The organism is Neptuniibacter sp. PT8_73, from assembly GCF_047778045.1.
Lineage (GTDB): Bacteria > Pseudomonadota > Gammaproteobacteria > Pseudomonadales > Balneatricaceae > Neptuniibacter.
In genome coordinates this window covers 107,725-124,160 of sequence record NZ_CP180545.1, presented here as the reverse complement: position 1 = coordinate 124,160, position 16,436 = coordinate 107,725, and the positions used below count along the sequence as shown (strand labels likewise).

Genomic DNA, 16,436 nt, shown 5'->3' with positions numbered 1-16,436 from the left:
ACTGATTAGATGCGTAGACCGCCGTCCATCTCAACGATACGACCGGTAAAGAACTCGTTCTCAATAATGTATTGAAGTGTATGCGCCATCTCTTCCACTTCACCTAAGCGGCGTACAGGCACAGCAGCGACCATACGTTCGATCGCTTCTGGCTTCATTTGAGCCGTCATCTCTGTGGCAATCACACCCGGTGCGATACCGCCAACGCGGATCTTATGGCGCGCTAGTTCACCCGCCCAACTCGTTACCATCGTAGCAACAGCTGCTTTAGTGGCGGAATAGTTAGTCTGGCCCATATTACCGGCACGGGACACTGAGGAGATATTTACAATAACGCCACCTGTCCCTTGAGTTGCCATCGCAGCCGCTGCTTCTCGACCACAGAGAAAGGTACCGGTCATATTAACCTCAACCACCGACTGGAACTGCTCAAGGCTCATCTTCGATTGCAGCTCGCCATCTTTCACTTTGATCAGCATGCCATCGCGCATTAGACCGGCGTTATTGACCAAGCCATTAATCTCGCCAAAGTCAGCTACGATCTGTTTAAAGGTTTGCTCAACCGCAGACTCATCGGTGATATTGCACACATAACCACGCGACTCTCCGCCAAATTCTGAACATGCAGCAACCGCTTCATCCAAATTGCCTTGATCCAAATCGATCAGTGCCAACTTACCACCCTGCTTTGCTAGGTTCTCCGCCATTGCGCGCCCTAAACCACGACCACCACCGGTGATAACAAAAACACTGTTTTTAACCTGCATACCCGAATCTCCAAAAATATGGCCCTACCTGATTAAATATAGGTAATACCATCTACTTCTGTTGTTTTTATAACCTCATTTATAGCTTGTTTCGAGAGATATTACGAGAACTTTATAAGGGAAAACCCTAACAAAATGTAATTCAGGAAAATAGCGGATAAGAACGGGGAAAAGCTGGAAAAAGCGGTCAATAGCTGGACCCGTTGCTTGCTAGAACATGACTTTATGGCTGTAATGAAAAATTAAAGCACTGTAGATACTTACTTATCGGTGATGCACTTCTTAACTTTGATAAAACATTACCCTCTACTGATACAACAAAATAGCCAATACTATGAAGGCAGTGATACCAGAACCAAAAATCAAAATATCGACATTCTGCTTCTTTCGTCTTCGAATCCATAAATACAGACCCGAAATAACCCATATCCATATGGAAATAGCGACAAAATCGACAATTATCGCCCATATATCCGAAGCAACCTGCTCCCTTTCAAATCCAGATTTAAAATGCAGATGGTGTAAAAAGCCGTACATTGATGATGGCACATACCGCTCAACTACAGCTTTGCCCTGCGCACTCTGCCAAGTAATACGGTAGTTACCGGCACCAGAATAACGCAAGATGACCAATTGACGGTTATTGGACTCTGCCAGTAGTTGGTAATCGCCTTTTAGATCGAGTCTGGTCAGCAGATTTTGCACTGTGAGTTGCGGCGTACTGGAAGAGATCTCAGAGGGTTTGAGATCCTGCTCCTGAACGATCGCCCATCCGGGAGGAATGACATGGAATAGGTCTCGAAACCAATCATTGTGGTTTAGAAAAAACGCACTGGTCGCGTACATTAACAACCAAGGCGCCAAAAATAATGCGATATACAGATGAATCCACCGCATTATCTTATCAAACCGAGCCCAACCCTTCTTAGTCACTCAACTATGGCCTCTAATATTGCTAAAGCGCATATAGTAATGGAGCCAGATCGTTGTTTCTATCCAGTTCACCCTGCTGCCAAGAAAGGAGCATATTAAGTTAGACCGAGTGGATAATTTATTTACTTAAGCAACTTCGATAGAATCGAGATAATTCAATTTCACCGGTGTTTGAACCGTCAATGATACGCCAAGGCCTGACATCTAACGTAACACGCATAGCAGTAATCGCTTTACTGCTAGTGGCGACGTTGTGCCGCGCGAGTTGGGCAGTTCAAATATCTCAGCACGATAGCGCTCCTGAGGCTGACCCTTGGCAAGTCGCTTTAGAGCATGGGCACTACCATCCACCAGCTCTCGACCACATGCACGATGAATCTTCCGGCATTTCCGAAGACGATCATCCCTTTATCCATACGGTCATGGCGCTCGATCACCAAGTATTTATCATCGCATACCCTGAACGCCCTCAGGTTGATGCTAGAAGTACTTACCCAACGCTTACTTTAAATACCTTACCACCCTATCAAAGAGACCTATATCGCCCTCCACGGCGCAATTTAGGTTAGATATCGAACGCGCATAGCGCACTAAAATCTGTATTAACTTTGAATGGAGTACTGGTATGAATCCAGGCTTTTCATCTGCCCTACATTCCTTCTGGAAAGGTAGCCTTATCTCTGTGGCTACGGTTCTAGTGGTGCTTGTTAGCATGGGGCTATCTACACAAGCTTTTGCTCATGGTGTCGCCGAAGGTGATGCTGTGTTTATCGAAAGTGCCAGTGGCATGCATTTGTTACCCTTTATTTATTTGGGTGCCAAGCACATGGTCACGGGCTACGATCACTTACTGTTCCTATTTGGTGTCATCTTCTTTCTATTCAGAATGAAGGATGTTGCCATCTACGTAACATTATTCGCTGTCGGGCACAGTGTAACCCTGCTTTACGGGGTGCTCAGCGAAACCCACGTAAACCCCTATATCGTTGATGCGATTATCGGTTTGTCCGTTGTGTATAAGGCACTTGATAACCTTGGCGCATTTCGAAGATGGTTCGGTTTTCAGCCAAACACAAAGGCTGCTGTTCTTATTTTCGGTTTCTTCCACGGCTTTGGTCTGGCAACAAAACTACAAGACTTCACGCTGTCGGAAGATGGTCTAGTGGCAAACATAATCGCTTTCAATGTCGGCGTGGAAATCGGCCAAATGTTGGCTTTGGCAGGTATTCTGATCGCCATGAACTTCTGGCGAAAATCACCTTCGTTTAATCAACACGCATTCGTTACCAATGCAGTCCTAATGACACTGGGCTTTATGCTCATTGGTTTTCAATTAACGGGCTATTGGGTTACTGCATAGGAATTTCATCATGAACGATATTTCAAACATTAATAAAGACGGATTACCGTCAACAAAGAGCCTTATCAAAGCGACTATTGCAGCGTTTGTAGCGGGCACCGTCATTCTAGTCACCACCATTCTTCCTGCTGAATATGGCGTAGACCCAACAGGTATGGGCAAGGTTTTGGGTTTGAATGTGCTTAGCCAAGCGCATGCAACCGAGCCAGAAGTGCCCGAGGAAGCATCGCAGGCTAACAATGCTGTAAGCATTGAAAATCCGCTCTGGAAAGGCGAAACAGAACCGCGTAGTGATACGATGAAAATAACGTTGATGCCTCGACAAGGAGCCGAAATAAAATCCCCGATGAACACCGGTGATAACTTTGTGTTTACCTGGATTGCAGAAGGTGGCTCGGTTTACTTCGATATGCACGGGGAAGTACCCAATGCAGGTAAAGATGAATTTACTAGCTATTGGATTGGCAAAAACCAACAGCAAGCGAGTGGTAATTTCACCGCGCCATTCAAAGGAACCCATGGCTGGTATTGGCAAAATACAAGTGACGCTCCGGTCACGATTACGCTGAATACCCATGGTTTCTATGGCGAGCTTTATATGCCATAACAGATCAATAAAGCGAGGGCCGCAATGCGGCCCTCTTTTTGATTATTTACTCGATACCGTCTCTCTCGTTTTCCTTTCCCTTTCCGCATCTAGCAAAGCCCTTTTTCGCTCCAATCCCCAACGGTATCCGCCGAGGCTACCATCTCCTCTTAATACACGGTGGCAAGGGATCAGAATACCTATTCGGTTTTTTGCACACGCGGAAGCAACCGCCCGAAACGCTTTGGGCTTATCTATTTGTGCAGCCAACTCACTGTAGCTTAGCACCTCTCCCTCTCGCACACTCAATAGGAATTTCCATACCTTCATCTGAAAAGCGGTACCGCGCATATCGAGTGGTAAGTCGGGTCTAGGAACACCGTTACTCAGATGCTGATCTAATGCTTCCATCCATGCATCAAGTGCAGGCGTTTCTTGGGATGTGGAGGGGGTCAGACTGGCATTCGGAAACTCGTCTTCGAGCTTAGAAAGTAATGACGCTTCATCATCGTCAAACTGTACGAAGCAGACTCCTTTATCAGTAGCAGCCATCATCATCTGACCCAGCACAGAGTCGCGGCAAGCGTATGAGATATCCTCCCCTGCGCCTCCCGCCCTGTATGCTTTTGGTGCCATACCTATATTTCGGGTCGCTTCACCATAAACACGGCTGACCGACCCAAAACCGGACGAGAAAATAGCATCCGTCACACTATCACCCTGTTTTAAGGAGCTCTTAAACCGACGCATTCGAACGGCATCTTGGTAAGCTTTGGGTGAAATGCCAAAGGCGCTTTTGAACACTCTTTGTAGTCTAGAGGCAGACAGCCCGACAAGTTCAGCCAAACTAGCCAGCGTCAGCTGTTCTTCGGCGTGGGTTTCTATATGCCGAGCTACCTCAATGAGCCTAGATGTCCCAGACTTTTCGCCTAAAGACAGGCAGCGTTTACAAGGCCGAAATCCAGCTCGCATGGCTGCTTCGATATCAGGGAAGAATCTTAAATTCTCTGGCTTAGCGGAGCGTGATGAACAGGATGGCTGGCAGAATACACCGGTAGTGATAACACCATAATAGAAATCGCCATCACGAGATTTATCTCGCGCTGCTACGGCCTCGATCATTTCCTGTTCTGATGGCATCGACATAATTCAGCTCTTGATTAGCGTTTAGATATAACAATAAAAACCCACTTTTAAGGCGGTTTCCATCCGTTTATTGCTAAGGAATATAAGTAAGTTAGGGTTGATAACAGTTTAAAAAGATACGGCGCAAAAATCGGATGGTATTTATTTGTCGCCCCTACTATTTTAACCACTCATCTGATTCCTCGACGCTTGCATAGCAGTTAGTTATTTTCGGACATAGCGCTCATTGCACTAGACTTACCCACAAGCGACAGGCACCTATAACTCTGAGATTAATCTCCTTTTAAGTGGTACATGATATGAATGAGCAAGACATTGCTCGTGGAATGCAAGCGTTGGCTCTACTCGACCCTGATATTAAACGCGCCGCAACACAATTGGGGCCACCTCCGGTACGACATCGTCCTAAGGGATTCGAAACCTTCCTATCTGCCATCGTAAGCCAGCAAATATCGACCAAAGCTGCTCAAGCAATTTTAGAGCGCGTCACAGCTCTAATGCCGGAGGTCACTGCTTCAGAGTTATTGAATATTGATGATCAAGCTTTACGTGACGCAGGCTTATCCTGGCGCAAAATTGAATACGCTAAAGGCTTGGCCGATGCTGTGAATACCGGCAATTTTGATATCGAGGGTTTAGATGCACTGGATGATAAAGCCGCGATTGCAGCCATCACCAATCTACGCGGTTTTGGACGTTGGAGCGCAGAAATCTATCTGATGTTCTCTTTAAAACGCTCGGATATATTTCCGGCCGATGATCTCGCCATTCAGGTTGCATTGGGTCGTCTGAAAAGGCTCCCAGATAAACCTACATCCAAACAAGCAAGGGATATGGTTGAACACTGGGCTCCTTGGCGAAGCGTGGGTTCGCTATTTCTATGGCATTACTACCACGGCCCGCCTATCTAATCTCGGGATTATCCACGCTAATTCGCTCTCAACCGATTTCGTAGAAAAGGGACCTACACGGCCCCTTTATAACGTTCTACAATCTCGGATGAGTCATCCAGGCTGCTCTTGAAGGGTTCGGCATCACCCGCTTAGTCGATATCTACTGTCAGTCCGATATCGAGAATGGAAAGCTCTTGGAAGTACTACCTGATTGGTCGGAAGAAACACAAATATCCTTAGTGAGCCCTCCACTCAGATACCACTCGGACGGGTGAAAAAACTAAAGGAACGGATTGTTGAGCATTTCGATACTCGTTACGAAGCACTGCTGAAATACGACTCTCTAGATTGATAACAACGAGACTCTCCCCCGATTCAGAATACACAACAACCCAATTTCCTTGATCCAAATCGATCAGTGCCAACTTACCACTAAGCTTCGCTAGGTTCTTCGCCATTGCGTGTCCTAAACCACGACCAGCACCGCTGATAAAAAACACTGCTTTTAACCTTCAACATCAATCACAGCACTAAAGACAACCTATATGTGTTCAGATATTTGATATTGATTTCGGCCATTCCCTTTCGCAGCATACAAAGCATCGTCAGAGAATTTAAGTAAATTTGTTAAGTTTAATGTCTGAGTAGGGCAGAAGCTGACACCGATACTTGCTCCTATCTTAATTATGTCACCCTGTATATTCATAGGTATGCTTATACGACTAATAATCCGCTGTAACAACGACTTTAGCTCATCTATGCTACGGGGGTTGAAGATAATTATTGCAAATTCATCACCTCCGATACGCGCCGCTGTATCTGTAGATCTTATTGTAGATTTTAGTATTTCCGCTACACTCTTTAACACCTCATCACCTACACAATGACCATAGCGATCATTAACAACCTTAAAATAATCCAAATCGATACTTAACAACGCTGTAATCTGACCAGTTCTTTTTGATATCTGTATGCGATCTTCTAAGATTTCATAGAATTTATAACGATTGAAAAGCCCTGTTAATTGATCGGTTGTCGCCATAATCTTCAACTCATCCTGTAATTCTTTTTTCTCAGTTACATCCTCAATAACCAATAGGATTTTCTGAATTCCATTATGAGGTGATAAAAACTTCCTAGCATTGAGAAGCATGACCCTCCTCCCGATACCTTCAAACATATGCTCTATTTCATAATCATCAACAACCCGGTCTGTTGTTATAGTTTCTCTCAAAGCTTGCTGTAGTGCTGAAATATTCCACTGCCCATTTCCTAAGTCACAAATAAATTCACCTACTGTTTCATTCTCAACAACCTCAAAATTTTTATAAAAATTTTTGCTGGCACAAATGACTTCCAGATCCTGATTTAGAACAAGTAAAGGATCCCGCATGGTATCGATTATTTCTTTGGCAAGATAAGGATCGTTCAGAGCACCGCAATTCATATCACAACTCAACTTCTCTATGTCTATTAATAGTCTAGTTAACATTGTGTGCTTCAAAAACTAAAAAACAGTTTATAGGGTGCAATAGCGAAGCGTATTGCACCTCTAAAGTTACGAATTTGTGTAATATGCTCCGCTATTACACCCTACTAGTTTCACTGTTCTATTCAGCTTTTCCTCTAGGCGCAGCGGCGTCCTGCCCCTAAACAAAAAAACCGGCACATGCGCTAAGTACATGGCCGGTAAGAGAGCAGAATCTGAAAAATAGGTGGGATAGCTCCTAGTGGAAGAAACTATCCCTGTGGATAATTTTTCTTGGGGGTTAAATGGCGCCTCGCGCTTCGATTAATGCTTCTATCTCAGGAAGAATTGAGGCGTCATCGATGGTTGAGGGCATTTTATACTGCTCTTTAGCTGCAATCTTTCGCAGTATCGCGCGCAGAATTTTTCCTGATCGAGTTTTAGGCAGTCGTTGCACGACGATTGCGCTTCTAAAGCAAGCAAGGGCACCTACTTGTTCACGGACCATTTTTACCAGCTCCGTTTGTAGTTGCTCTTCTTCGATCTGTTCACCGGCTTTTAACACGATCAAACCTACTGGCAGTTGGCCTTTCAGTTCGTCGTTTACGCCAATCACAGCGCACTCGGCGACTGCAGGGTGAGCGGAAACAACCTCTTCCATTTCACCTGTGGATAAACGGTGGCCGGATACGTTGATCACATCGTCGGTACGGCCGGTGATGTAGATATAACCGTCGTCATCTTTAAAGCCGCCATCGCCGGTGTGGTAGTAACCCGGGAAGGCTTCTAGGTAAGAACTCACGTAACGATCGTTGTTGTTCCAGATGCTCCAAGCAACGCCCGGTGGCATCGGCAATTTCACGCAGATATTACCCGCTTCGCCGTCTTCGACTTCGTTACCATCGCCATCCAATACGCGGATGTCGTAGCCTGGAATAGGCTTATTGGTAGAACCTAAGCGCGCTTCAGATGGATTGTCCCAACCCATCATTGGAGCCGTCATCGGCCAACCTGTTTCGGTCTGCCACCAGTGATCGATTACCGGCACTTTCAACAGATCAGACAACCAGTGGAAGGTTGAGGAGTCTAGCTTCTCACCTGCAACAAACACCCACTTAAGGCTGTTTAGATCGTATTTGTGCGAGAGTGCACCTTCTGGGTCTTCTTTACGAATCGCTCGGAAAGCGGTTGGCGCACAGAACATAGAGTTAACTTTGTACTCTTCGATGACACGCCAGAATGTACCTGCATCCGGTGTTTTGATCGGCTTACCTTCAAAGAAGATCGCGCTACAGCCGCCCATAAGCGGGCCGTAAACAATGAAGGAGTGACCAACAACCCAACCGATATCGGACGCGCCCCACCAAACATCACCCGGGTGCATGCCATAAACGTTATTCAGAGCATAGCTCAGTGCCACCGCATGACCGCCGTTATCACGGACGATCCCTTTTGGCTGGCCAGTAGTGCCTGATGTATAAAGGATATACAGCGGGTCAGAACCTTTAACCGGTGTGCATGGCGCAGGCTCGACGCCTTCCTGAACTTCAATCCAGTCCAGATCGCCATCGCGGTCCATATCGGCTTTAACCATCGCACGCTGGAACACAATAGTGTGCTCTGGCTTGTGCTCGGCTAGATCGATCGCTTTATCCACCAGCGGTTTATAGGCAATGGTTTTATCAAACTCGATACCGCAAGACGCAGTAAGGATCATCTTCGGATTGGCGTCATCGATACGAATCGCCATCTCTGCAGGGGCAAAGCCACCAAAGACCACCGAGTGAATTGCACCTAAGCGAGCGCAGGCCAACATAGCCACGGCTGCTTCAGGAATCATCGGCATGTAGATTAGAACCGTATCGCCTTTTTCAATGCCTTGAGCTTTTAGGGCTCCGGCAAAACGGGCAACACGATCGAGAAGCTGGTTGTAAGTAATGGCCTCTTTTTTACCGGTAGCAGGGGAATCGTAATACAGTGCAACCTGCTCACCACGGCCATTTTCCACATGGTAATCCAGTGCTAAATAAGCGCTGTTTAACTCACCATCGGCGTACCAGCTGTAGGTACCAAAATCTGTTTTTGTAAGGGTCTTTGTCGGCTTTTTGAACCAAGAAATACGGTCAGCCTGATCCGCCCAGTAAGCTTCTGTGTTCGCCAAAGCCAACTGATACTCATGATTGTATCCCATCGAATCAACCTCAATTATTTTTGTTTTAGGTTGGAAAGTCCTGCCAGCACGCATCAACTGGCAGGTTTCGCTTATCTGTGGATAAGTTTTTTTATTGGTCTTGGTACAGGCGAAGAACGCTGGAGAAGTCCAGCCCGCCGTTACCGTTGGCTTTGTGCAGATTGAACAGTGCACGTGCCTGCGAACCCATTGGAGTTGGGGACGCACTTTGTTGGCTTAGCTCCATCGCCAGACCTAAATCTTTGAACATTAGATCGACTTGGAAACCGCCCTGATAATCATTGGAAGAAGGTACGCCTTCCATCACACCTGGGAACGGGTTGTAAACCTGTAGTGACCAGTTGTTACCCGAGCTCTGCTTCATAATTTCAGATAGCACGGCTGGATCTAGGCCGTTCTTCACACCCATGTTTAGGGCTTCAGAAGTACCTGTCATTAGGATAGCTAGTAGCATGTTGTTACACGCTTTAGCCACCTGACCTGCACCATTACCACCAGCGTGGAAGATGTTTTTACCCATGCACTCAAGCACAGGTTTTGCTTTAGCGAACTGCTCGTCAGATGCGCCCACCATAAATGCTAGTGTACCTGCAACCGCACCACCTACACCGCCAGATACCGGCGCATCGATAAAGTTGATACCGCGCTCAGCACCTACCGCTGCAACCTGCTTAGCTGTTTCGGCATCGATCGTAGATGAGTCGATGATTAGTGCTCCATCAGCAACCACATCAAACAGTGGTGCATCACCAGACACCATCAAACCTTCAACATGCTTACCCGCAGGCAGCATTGTGATAACAAACTCGGCATCTGTTGCTGCATCTACGGCTGTCGCAGCAGCTTGGCCACCTTCAGCCACTACTTTGGCAATTGCATCTTGAGACAGGTCGAATGCTTTAACTGAGTGACCTGCTTTAACAAGGTTGATCGCCATTGGACCACCCATGTTACCTAAACCTATAAAACCGATAGTCGCCATTTCTCTAGTCCTGTTCTTGTTATAGATAGCTTTTATAACTAGTTATTTAATCTGGATGCTTAACGCTGCATCCCATCTTCATTGCCCACGCCTTACAAATTGGCGAGTGGGTTCTCCTGTCCGTCGCCTTTCCAAGGTGACTCAAAAAACTCAGCTACTTTTGCCTGATCGACCTCTGCCAGTGTTGGATAGGTCCACTGCGGCTTGCCATCTTTATCCACAAGCAGCGCTCGCACGCCCTCTGGGAATTCACGATGACTGCAGCACTGCACAGACAGAACGATCTCGGCACAGAACACCTCTTTCAGGGACATCTGATCGGTACGTTCTAGTTGCTGTTTGATCAGGTTGATCGCCAGAGGACTGCCATGACCGATCGCTTTCTGGGAGCGATTGATCCATTTGTCGTCGCTTTCAACCGCCAACAGTGCAGAGACAATCTCTTCAACACTGTCGTGATCGGTAATCTTCTGGATAAAGTCGTAATGCTGTTGAATCGGGGACTCCGATTTGAACTGCGGTTGCGACTGTTCTTCTACAACCCGTAACACGCGGTTAACGGCAGCTGTAGCACAGCCATCCCAGTTTTCCGCTTGTAGCCCTTCAACCATGTTCTGGCGTAGTTCATTCGCGACAAAGCGATCTGCCAAACCAAGGAACAGTGCATCGGCAGCGAACATTGGGTTACCCGTCAGACCAAGGAACAGACCTGTACGACCCGGCATGTGATTGAGGAACCAGCTGCCGCCCACGTCTGGATAAAGGCCGATCGTCACTTCCGGCATCGCCAAATGAGAGCTTTCGGTCACGATACGGTGGCTACAGCCGTTCATCAGACCCATGCCGCCGCCCATCACAATACCCGCACCCCAACAGATGATTGGTTTTGGATACGTGTGGATGGTGTAATCCAGCGTGTACTCCCGGGTGAAGAAATCTTCTGGGAAAGAAGCATCGCCCTCACCGGTCATCGCCTTATACAGATTGACGACATCACCACCGGCACAAAACGCTTTCTCACCAGCGCTATCCAGCAGGATCGCCACGACAGAATCGTCTGTTTTGCACTCATCCAGTTTTGGCTGGATCAGGTCGATCATCTCCAAGGTCAGCGCATTCAAAGAGCGCTCAGCATTCAGACTGATCTCAACAATCTTCTTGCCGTCTTGGGTTGGGTATTCGTTAAACAGTACGCAGCTCATCAATCAGTCCCTTATTGGTTTTTCCACTCAGGTGCACGCTTACCTAGGAATGCATTTACACCCTCTTTCTGATCTTCGGTGTGGAATAGATCAACAAACAGTTCGCGCTCTAGACGGTAACCGGCATCCCAGTGATGGGTGCGGTTGTTCTGAATAAGTTGCTTACACGCTGCGATCGCCGTTGGGCTTTGTTTTTCTACCGCTTTTGCCAACTCCATCGCTTTGTCGTACGCCTGACCTTGTGGAACCAGCTCTTCAACTAGACCGATGCCTTTCGCTTGTGGCGCTTTGATACGCTCGCCGCAAAGGATCATGCGCTTAGCCCAACCTTCACCCACCAGCATGGTTAGGTTTTGTGTACCGCCGGCACATGGCAGTAGACCAACCGTTGCTTCTGGTAGCGCCATCTGCGCTTGCTCTTCGGCAACGCGGATATCACAGGCTAGCGCCACTTCTAAACCACCGCCCATGGCAAAACCGTTGATCGCTGCGATAGATACACCGCGGAATTTAGATAGGCTTTCAAAAGCACGACCAAACTGGCTCGCCATTTCACGTGCTATGGCACGATCACCATCTGCAAATAGGTTTAGATCGGCACCAGCAGAGAAGAACTTCTCGCTCGTAGAGCGCAGTACCAACGCGTAGATCTGTTTGTCTTGGTTCAGCTCGTCTACAACGGTCACCAAACCATCCAAGCTCTCTTCGGTCCAAGTGTTGGCCGGAGGATTATTCATGGTGATAACGGCTGTATGACCGTGTTTTTCTACAATCAATTTATCTGTCATAGCTTTCTCCAATTCTGTCCTACCGGATCACACAAGATCCGCTGCATCTTCCATCAATACTCGACGAGCAATAATGACGCGCATAATTTCGTTAGTGCCCTCAAGGATACGGTGTACGCGGTTATCGCGTAGGTAGCGCTCCAATGGATACTCTTTGATATAGCCGTTACCGCCAAAGATCTGTAGTGCTTCGTCAGCAATGTTAAAACCAACATCAGTGGCAAAGCGTTTTGCCATCGCGCAGTACGCGGTTTTATCGGCATGGCCTGCATCTAATTTTGATGCTGCCAAACGTACTAGCTGTCTTGCTGCCACAAGCTCAGTCGCCATATCAGCCAACTTGAACTGCAGCGCTTGGAAGTGCGCTAGCTCTTTACCAAACTGCTTACGCTCATGTAGATAGTCGCGCGCTTTGTTCAGCGCCGCTTGCGCAGTACCAATCGAGCAAGTCGCGATATTGATGCGACCACCATCAAGACCTTTCATCGCAATTTTGAAGCCGTCACCTTCATTGCCCAGTAGAGCAGATGCAGGTACTACCACGTCTTCAAAGGTAATCATTCGTGTCGGCTGGCTATTCCAGCCCATCTTTTCTTCTTTACGGCCGTAAACGATGCCATCGCTCTTAGCATCCACCGCAAAAGCAGAGATCCCTTTTGGCCCCTCTTCACCGGTACGTGCCATTACAACAAGTACATCGGTACTACCGGCACCGGAGATAAAGATCTTGCTGCCATTTAGGATGTAGTTATCACCCTCACGGCGTGCCGTAGATTTAAGGGAAGCAGCATCAGAACCGGCATTTGGCTCGGTTAAGCAGTAAGACGCTAATTTCAGACCAGCGGTTAGATCTGGGCACCAGTGCTCGCGGGTTTCCTGATTACCAAAATCGGCAATCATCCACGCGGCCATGTTGTGAATCGTGATAAACGCAGTGGTCGAGGTACAACCCATCGCCAACTGTTCAAAGATAATGCTGGCATCTAAGCGGCTCAGGCCTAGACCACCGACATCTTCCGGTGAATACAGGCCACAAAAGCCCATCTCACCTGCTCGACGCAGCACATCAACAGGAAAAATCTGTTTTTCATCCCACTCAGCTGCATGGGGCTCAAACTCATTTTGCGCAAAGGCACGGGCCATATCGGCGAATGCAATCTGATCTTCATTCAGCTCGAAATCCATTGCTCTCTCCTTAGGTGGAAAGAGGTCACGCAACCGTGCCTCTTTCTCGTTATTGTTCTGTTCGTAACAACTGATTACTTCAACTGGATCGTTGTGTTTACGCCAGTATCGATATCATCTTCAAACCAACGTGCTGTCACAGTCTTAGTCTCGGTGTAGAACTTAACCGCTTGCTTACCGTAAGCGTGCTGGTCACCGTAGAAAGACTTTCTCCAACCAGTGAAAGAGAACATTGGTAGAGGCACTGGTACTGGTACGTTGATACCAACCTGACCTACTTTGATCTCGTGCTGGTACTTACGTGCTGCTGCACCAGAAGAGGTGAACATAGAAGTACCGTTACCGTATGGGTTCTCGTTGATCAGCTCGATCGCTTCTTCCAACGTATCTACTTCAAGCGCAATCAGTACTGGACCGAAGATCTCTTCTTGGTAGATTGACATGTCGCGCGTTACACCGCGGAACATTGTTGGGCCAACCCAGTTGCCGTCTGGGTAACCATCAACTACACATTCGCTACCATCGAGAATACATTCTGCACCAGCGTCTTTACCTTCTTGGATGAAGTTAAGAACACGCTCACGCGCCTGTGGATTAATTAGTGGGCCGTAACCTGCTTTTGGATCATCCCAAGCACCTGGCTGTACTTTCGCTAGGGCATCACGTACTTCTGGGATCCACTCGCGTGCTTCACCAACGAATACCGCAACAGAGATCGCCATGCAGCGCTGACCTGCCGCACCAACAGAGGCACCGGCAATGCTGTTAACAACTTGGTTTTTAGACGCATCCGGCATAACCACCATGTGGTTCTTCGCACCCGCGAATGCCTGAACACGTTTCATTTTGTCAGTACCTGTACGGTAGATGTGCTCACCTACAGCCACAGAACCTACGAAGGAGATTGCTGGTGTATCTTTGTGAGTTAGCAGCTGGTTTACCGCGTCTTTTGTACCGTGAACAACTTGTAGAAGACCGTCTGGCGCGCCCGCTTCTTTGAATAGCTCAGCTAAGCGCATTGGCGTTAGTGGGTCTTGCTCAGATGGCTTAAGTACAAAGGTGTTACCGCAAGCGATCGCCATTGGGAACATCCATAGAGGGATCATTGCTGGGAAGTTGAATGGTGTAATACCAACACATACACCTAGTGGCTGAGTGATGCTGTAGCAATCGATCTTACGCGCTACGTTTTCAACTGTTTCACCCATAGATAGAGAAGCGATGTTACAAGCGTGTTCTACAACTTCGATACCACGCCAAACATCACCTTTCGCATCTTCAAATGTTTTACCTGTTTCCTGAGCAAGAAGTGTAGCTAGCTCATCGTGGTTCTCTTTTAGCAGGTGCTGGTAACGCAGCATTAGACGAGCACGCTCACCTACAGGAGTATCTTTCCAATCTTCAAACGCAGCTTTGGCAGCTTCTACCGCTTGATCAACCTCTGCAGCTGTTGCGCAAGGAACCTGTGCAATCACTTCCTGCGTAGCTGGATTTGTTACTGGAATCAGGGTCTGTGATTCACTCTGAATAAATTCGCCGTTAATAAGTAGAGGTACTTGCTGTGTCATTCTCTGATACCTGTATTTCTTGTTGTAGTTGTATTGTTTTACGTCGCGTTCAAACTCAATAACTCTGTTTTATCATGCAGCTTAGCAATTCAAGATTGATAATCTTGTCCAATTGATGGACTATATTGCGATCATATAAGTAATTACCCTAATACATAGGTCGTAGCTATGAGCAGCCCATCAAATTGGCCCTTACCCCCTGAGAGCATTCGCTTTGTCACCCCAAGGCGCGTGGTAGCTGAATTAGCGCAGAATCCGCTAAGCCAGGGCCTGTATCCTCTAGGAATGGGCTACTATCGCGAAGCCAGCGGGCATCACATGGAAAGGATGGAACATGACGATTATCTAATGATCTATTGTTTGGACGGCGAAGGTGAAGCAGTACTTAATGATAAGAAGGTTAGAGTCAAAGCCGGTGATATATTGCTGATTCCTAAAGGAATAGCTCACACCTATAAAGCGCGACAAAAGCGCCCCTGGACGATCTATTGGGTGCACTTTCATGGCCATCAAGCCGCTGATTTTGTGGCACATTTAGAGCAGCGCGAGTCTCCGCAAAGGCAATTTATTATCCCCATCGGTATCCACTCGCGCCTTGCCAGCGATTTTGAAGCGCTCTTAGAAGCCCGAGAGTCCACCTACAACCTCAATGCTTATATCTGTGCAGCAAACCAACTTCGGCAGATACTCAGCCATATCGCCCTGCTACAACCACTAGCACGGCAAAAACTATCAAGAGCAGGCTTGGATATAGAACGAGTACACAGCCTGATGCAGACCCATGTTCACGAGCAACTGGACTTAGATACGCTGGCCGAAAGCGTAAACCTGTCGAAATTCCACTTTGTAAAAAAATACAAAGAGATCACCGGCACCACCCCAATCAACCACTTTATCCAGCTCAAGATAGAGCGCGCCTGTCACCTTCTCGATACCACCACCAACAGCATCAACGAGATCTCGTTTGCCGTGGGTTATGACGATGCTTACTACTTCTCACGGATCTTTAAGAAACTGATGGGGTTATCGCCGAGTCAGTATAGGAAGATGAGGACGGGGGCATTTCCTTATCGTAGTTAGGGGCAGGACGCTTCGCTTTTAGAACAGCCTACGGCTGCGAGTGGCTAGCACGCTGCTTCGCGGCTAGAGGATAGACTGTTCAAAGCGAGTTTCAGGTATGGCAGTATAAGTTCTACCTAGGAGATCACGTGTAACAGCACGAAGGGAAATTATTTAACAAGACGCTAAAGCTATGGCGCGTTAAGTTTAAATAGCCCAATATGGATAACTGGCAGGCCAGCCCGCCAAATGTATATGGAAATAAGTAATGACTCACTCGGCAAAGCGGCCCCTACGCTATCATGCTC

16 protein-coding genes are annotated in these 16,436 nt (G+C 47.4%); 5 read left to right on the top strand and 11 right to left on the bottom strand.

Annotated elements, in window-relative coordinates:
* Positions 1–5: 5 nt before the first annotated feature.
* Both ACMXYN_RS00545 and ACMXYN_RS00540 read right to left on the bottom strand, forming a co-directional pair.
* A complete protein-coding gene (locus tag ACMXYN_RS00545) occupies positions 6–767 on the bottom strand; it encodes an SDR family oxidoreductase (RefSeq protein ID WP_415893016.1) in 762 nt (253 codons plus the stop codon).
* 306 nt (positions 768–1,073) lie between these two features.
* On the bottom strand, positions 1,074–1,700 hold the full coding sequence (locus ACMXYN_RS00540) for a PepSY-associated TM helix domain-containing protein (RefSeq protein ID WP_415893015.1): 627 nt from the start codon (positions 1,698–1,700) through the stop codon (positions 1,074–1,076).
* Positions 1,701–1,882: 182 nt separating this feature from the next.
* Between ACMXYN_RS00540 and ACMXYN_RS00535 the strand changes: the two genes are divergently transcribed.
* The 3 genes from ACMXYN_RS00535 (at position 1,883) to ACMXYN_RS00525 (ending at position 3,667) form a co-directional block, all read left to right on the top strand.
* Positions 1,883–2,269, top strand: coding sequence for a hypothetical protein (locus ACMXYN_RS00535; RefSeq protein ID WP_415893014.1), 387 nt, complete (start codon positions 1,883–1,885; stop codon positions 2,267–2,269).
* Positions 2,270–2,412: 143 nt separating this feature from the next.
* Positions 2,413–3,060, top strand: a complete 648-nt coding sequence (locus ACMXYN_RS00530; RefSeq protein WP_415894514.1) for a HupE/UreJ family protein — start codon at positions 2,413–2,415, stop codon at positions 3,058–3,060.
* A gap of 10 nt (positions 3,061–3,070) precedes the next feature.
* On the top strand, positions 3,071–3,667 hold the full coding sequence (locus ACMXYN_RS00525; protein WP_415893013.1) for a hypothetical protein: 597 nt from the start codon (positions 3,071–3,073) through the stop codon (positions 3,665–3,667).
* A gap of 42 nt (positions 3,668–3,709) precedes the next feature.
* On the opposite strand, the gene ada is transcribed toward ACMXYN_RS00525, so the two are convergent.
* Entirely contained in the window at positions 3,710–4,792 is a 1,083-nt protein-coding gene (gene ada, locus ACMXYN_RS00520; RefSeq protein ID WP_415893012.1) for a bifunctional DNA-binding transcriptional regulator/O6-methylguanine-DNA methyltransferase Ada, read from the bottom strand.
* A gap of 299 nt (positions 4,793–5,091) precedes the next feature.
* Between ada and ACMXYN_RS00515 the strand changes: the two genes are divergently transcribed.
* Entirely contained in the window at positions 5,092–5,703 is a 612-nt protein-coding gene (locus ACMXYN_RS00515) for a DNA-3-methyladenine glycosylase family protein (protein ID WP_415893011.1), read from the top strand.
* A 218-nt stretch (positions 5,704–5,921) separates the two neighbouring features.
* On the opposite strand, the gene ACMXYN_RS00510 is transcribed toward ACMXYN_RS00515, so the two are convergent.
* From ACMXYN_RS00510 to ACMXYN_RS00475, 8 genes are all read right to left on the bottom strand, one after another.
* Positions 5,922–6,185, bottom strand: a complete 264-nt coding sequence (locus ACMXYN_RS00510) for a hypothetical protein (RefSeq protein ID WP_415893010.1) — start codon at positions 6,183–6,185, stop codon at positions 5,922–5,924.
* A gap of 41 nt (positions 6,186–6,226) precedes the next feature.
* On the bottom strand, positions 6,227–7,132 hold the full coding sequence (locus tag ACMXYN_RS00505) for a diguanylate cyclase (protein WP_415893009.1): 906 nt from the start codon (positions 7,130–7,132) through the stop codon (positions 6,227–6,229).
* A gap of 322 nt (positions 7,133–7,454) precedes the next feature.
* Positions 7,455–9,344: an AMP-binding protein gene (locus ACMXYN_RS00500; RefSeq protein WP_415893008.1), complete on the bottom strand. Its 1,890-nt coding sequence runs from the start codon at positions 9,342–9,344 to the stop codon at positions 7,455–7,457.
* 91 nt (positions 9,345–9,435) lie between these two features.
* Complete coding sequence (gene mmsB / locus ACMXYN_RS00495) at positions 9,436–10,326, bottom strand: 3-hydroxyisobutyrate dehydrogenase (RefSeq protein ID WP_415889826.1); 891 nt, start codon at positions 10,324–10,326, stop codon at positions 9,436–9,438.
* A 92-nt stretch (positions 10,327–10,418) separates the two neighbouring features.
* Complete coding sequence (locus ACMXYN_RS00490) at positions 10,419–11,528, bottom strand: enoyl-CoA hydratase/isomerase family protein (protein WP_415893007.1); 1,110 nt, start codon at positions 11,526–11,528, stop codon at positions 10,419–10,421.
* An 11-nt stretch (positions 11,529–11,539) separates the two neighbouring features.
* Positions 11,540–12,316, bottom strand: coding sequence for an enoyl-CoA hydratase (locus ACMXYN_RS00485; RefSeq protein ID WP_415893006.1), 777 nt, complete (start codon positions 12,314–12,316; stop codon positions 11,540–11,542).
* A 27-nt stretch (positions 12,317–12,343) separates the two neighbouring features.
* Complete coding sequence (locus tag ACMXYN_RS00480; RefSeq protein ID WP_415886475.1) at positions 12,344–13,501, bottom strand: acyl-CoA dehydrogenase family protein; 1,158 nt, start codon at positions 13,499–13,501, stop codon at positions 12,344–12,346.
* Between the two features lie 74 nt (positions 13,502–13,575).
* Entirely contained in the window at positions 13,576–15,069 is a 1,494-nt protein-coding gene (locus ACMXYN_RS00475; RefSeq protein WP_415893005.1) for a CoA-acylating methylmalonate-semialdehyde dehydrogenase, read from the bottom strand.
* A 318-nt stretch (positions 15,070–15,387) separates the two neighbouring features.
* On the opposite strand from ACMXYN_RS00475, the gene ACMXYN_RS00470 reads away from it, so the two are divergent.
* A complete protein-coding gene (locus ACMXYN_RS00470; RefSeq protein ID WP_415893004.1) occupies positions 15,388–16,149 on the top strand; it encodes an AraC family transcriptional regulator in 762 nt (253 codons plus the stop codon).
* Positions 16,150–16,436 lie beyond the last annotated feature (287 nt).

Bases quoted from the DNA above. Each gene is read 5' to 3' on its own strand.
- ACMXYN_RS00545 (WP_415893016.1), bottom strand. From the start codon at position 767: ATGCAGGTTAAAAACAGTGTTTTTGTTATCACCGGTGGTGGTCGTGGT.
- ACMXYN_RS00535 (WP_415893014.1), top strand. From the start codon at position 1,883: ATGATACGCCAAGGCCTGACATCTAACGTAACACGCATAGCAGTAATC.
- ACMXYN_RS00530 (WP_415894514.1), top strand. From the start codon at position 2,413: ATGGGGCTATCTACACAAGCTTTTGCTCATGGTGTCGCCGAAGGTGAT.
- ACMXYN_RS00525 (WP_415893013.1), top strand. From the start codon at position 3,071: ATGAACGATATTTCAAACATTAATAAAGACGGATTACCGTCAACAAAG.
- ada (WP_415893012.1), bottom strand. From the start codon at position 4,792: ATGTCGATGCCATCAGAACAGGAAATGATCGAGGCCGTAGCAGCGCGA.
- ACMXYN_RS00515 (WP_415893011.1), top strand. From the start codon at position 5,092: ATGAATGAGCAAGACATTGCTCGTGGAATGCAAGCGTTGGCTCTACTC.
- ACMXYN_RS00505 (WP_415893009.1), bottom strand. From the start codon at position 7,132: ATGAATTGCGGTGCTCTGAACGATCCTTATCTTGCCAAAGAAATAATC.
- ACMXYN_RS00500 (WP_415893008.1), bottom strand. From the start codon at position 9,344: ATGGGATACAATCATGAGTATCAGTTGGCTTTGGCGAACACAGAAGCT.
- mmsB (WP_415889826.1), bottom strand. From the start codon at position 10,326: ATGGCGACTATCGGTTTTATAGGTTTAGGTAACATGGGTGGTCCAATG.
- ACMXYN_RS00490 (WP_415893007.1), bottom strand. From the start codon at position 11,528: ATGAGCTGCGTACTGTTTAACGAATACCCAACCCAAGACGGCAAGAAG.
- ACMXYN_RS00485 (WP_415893006.1), bottom strand. From the start codon at position 12,316: ATGACAGATAAATTGATTGTAGAAAAACACGGTCATACAGCCGTTATC.
- ACMXYN_RS00480 (WP_415886475.1), bottom strand. From the start codon at position 13,501: ATGGATTTCGAGCTGAATGAAGATCAGATTGCATTCGCCGATATGGCC.
- ACMXYN_RS00475 (WP_415893005.1), bottom strand. From the start codon at position 15,069: ATGACACAGCAAGTACCTCTACTTATTAACGGCGAATTTATTCAGAGT.
- ACMXYN_RS00470 (WP_415893004.1), top strand. From the start codon at position 15,388: ATGGAAAGGATGGAACATGACGATTATCTAATGATCTATTGTTTGGAC.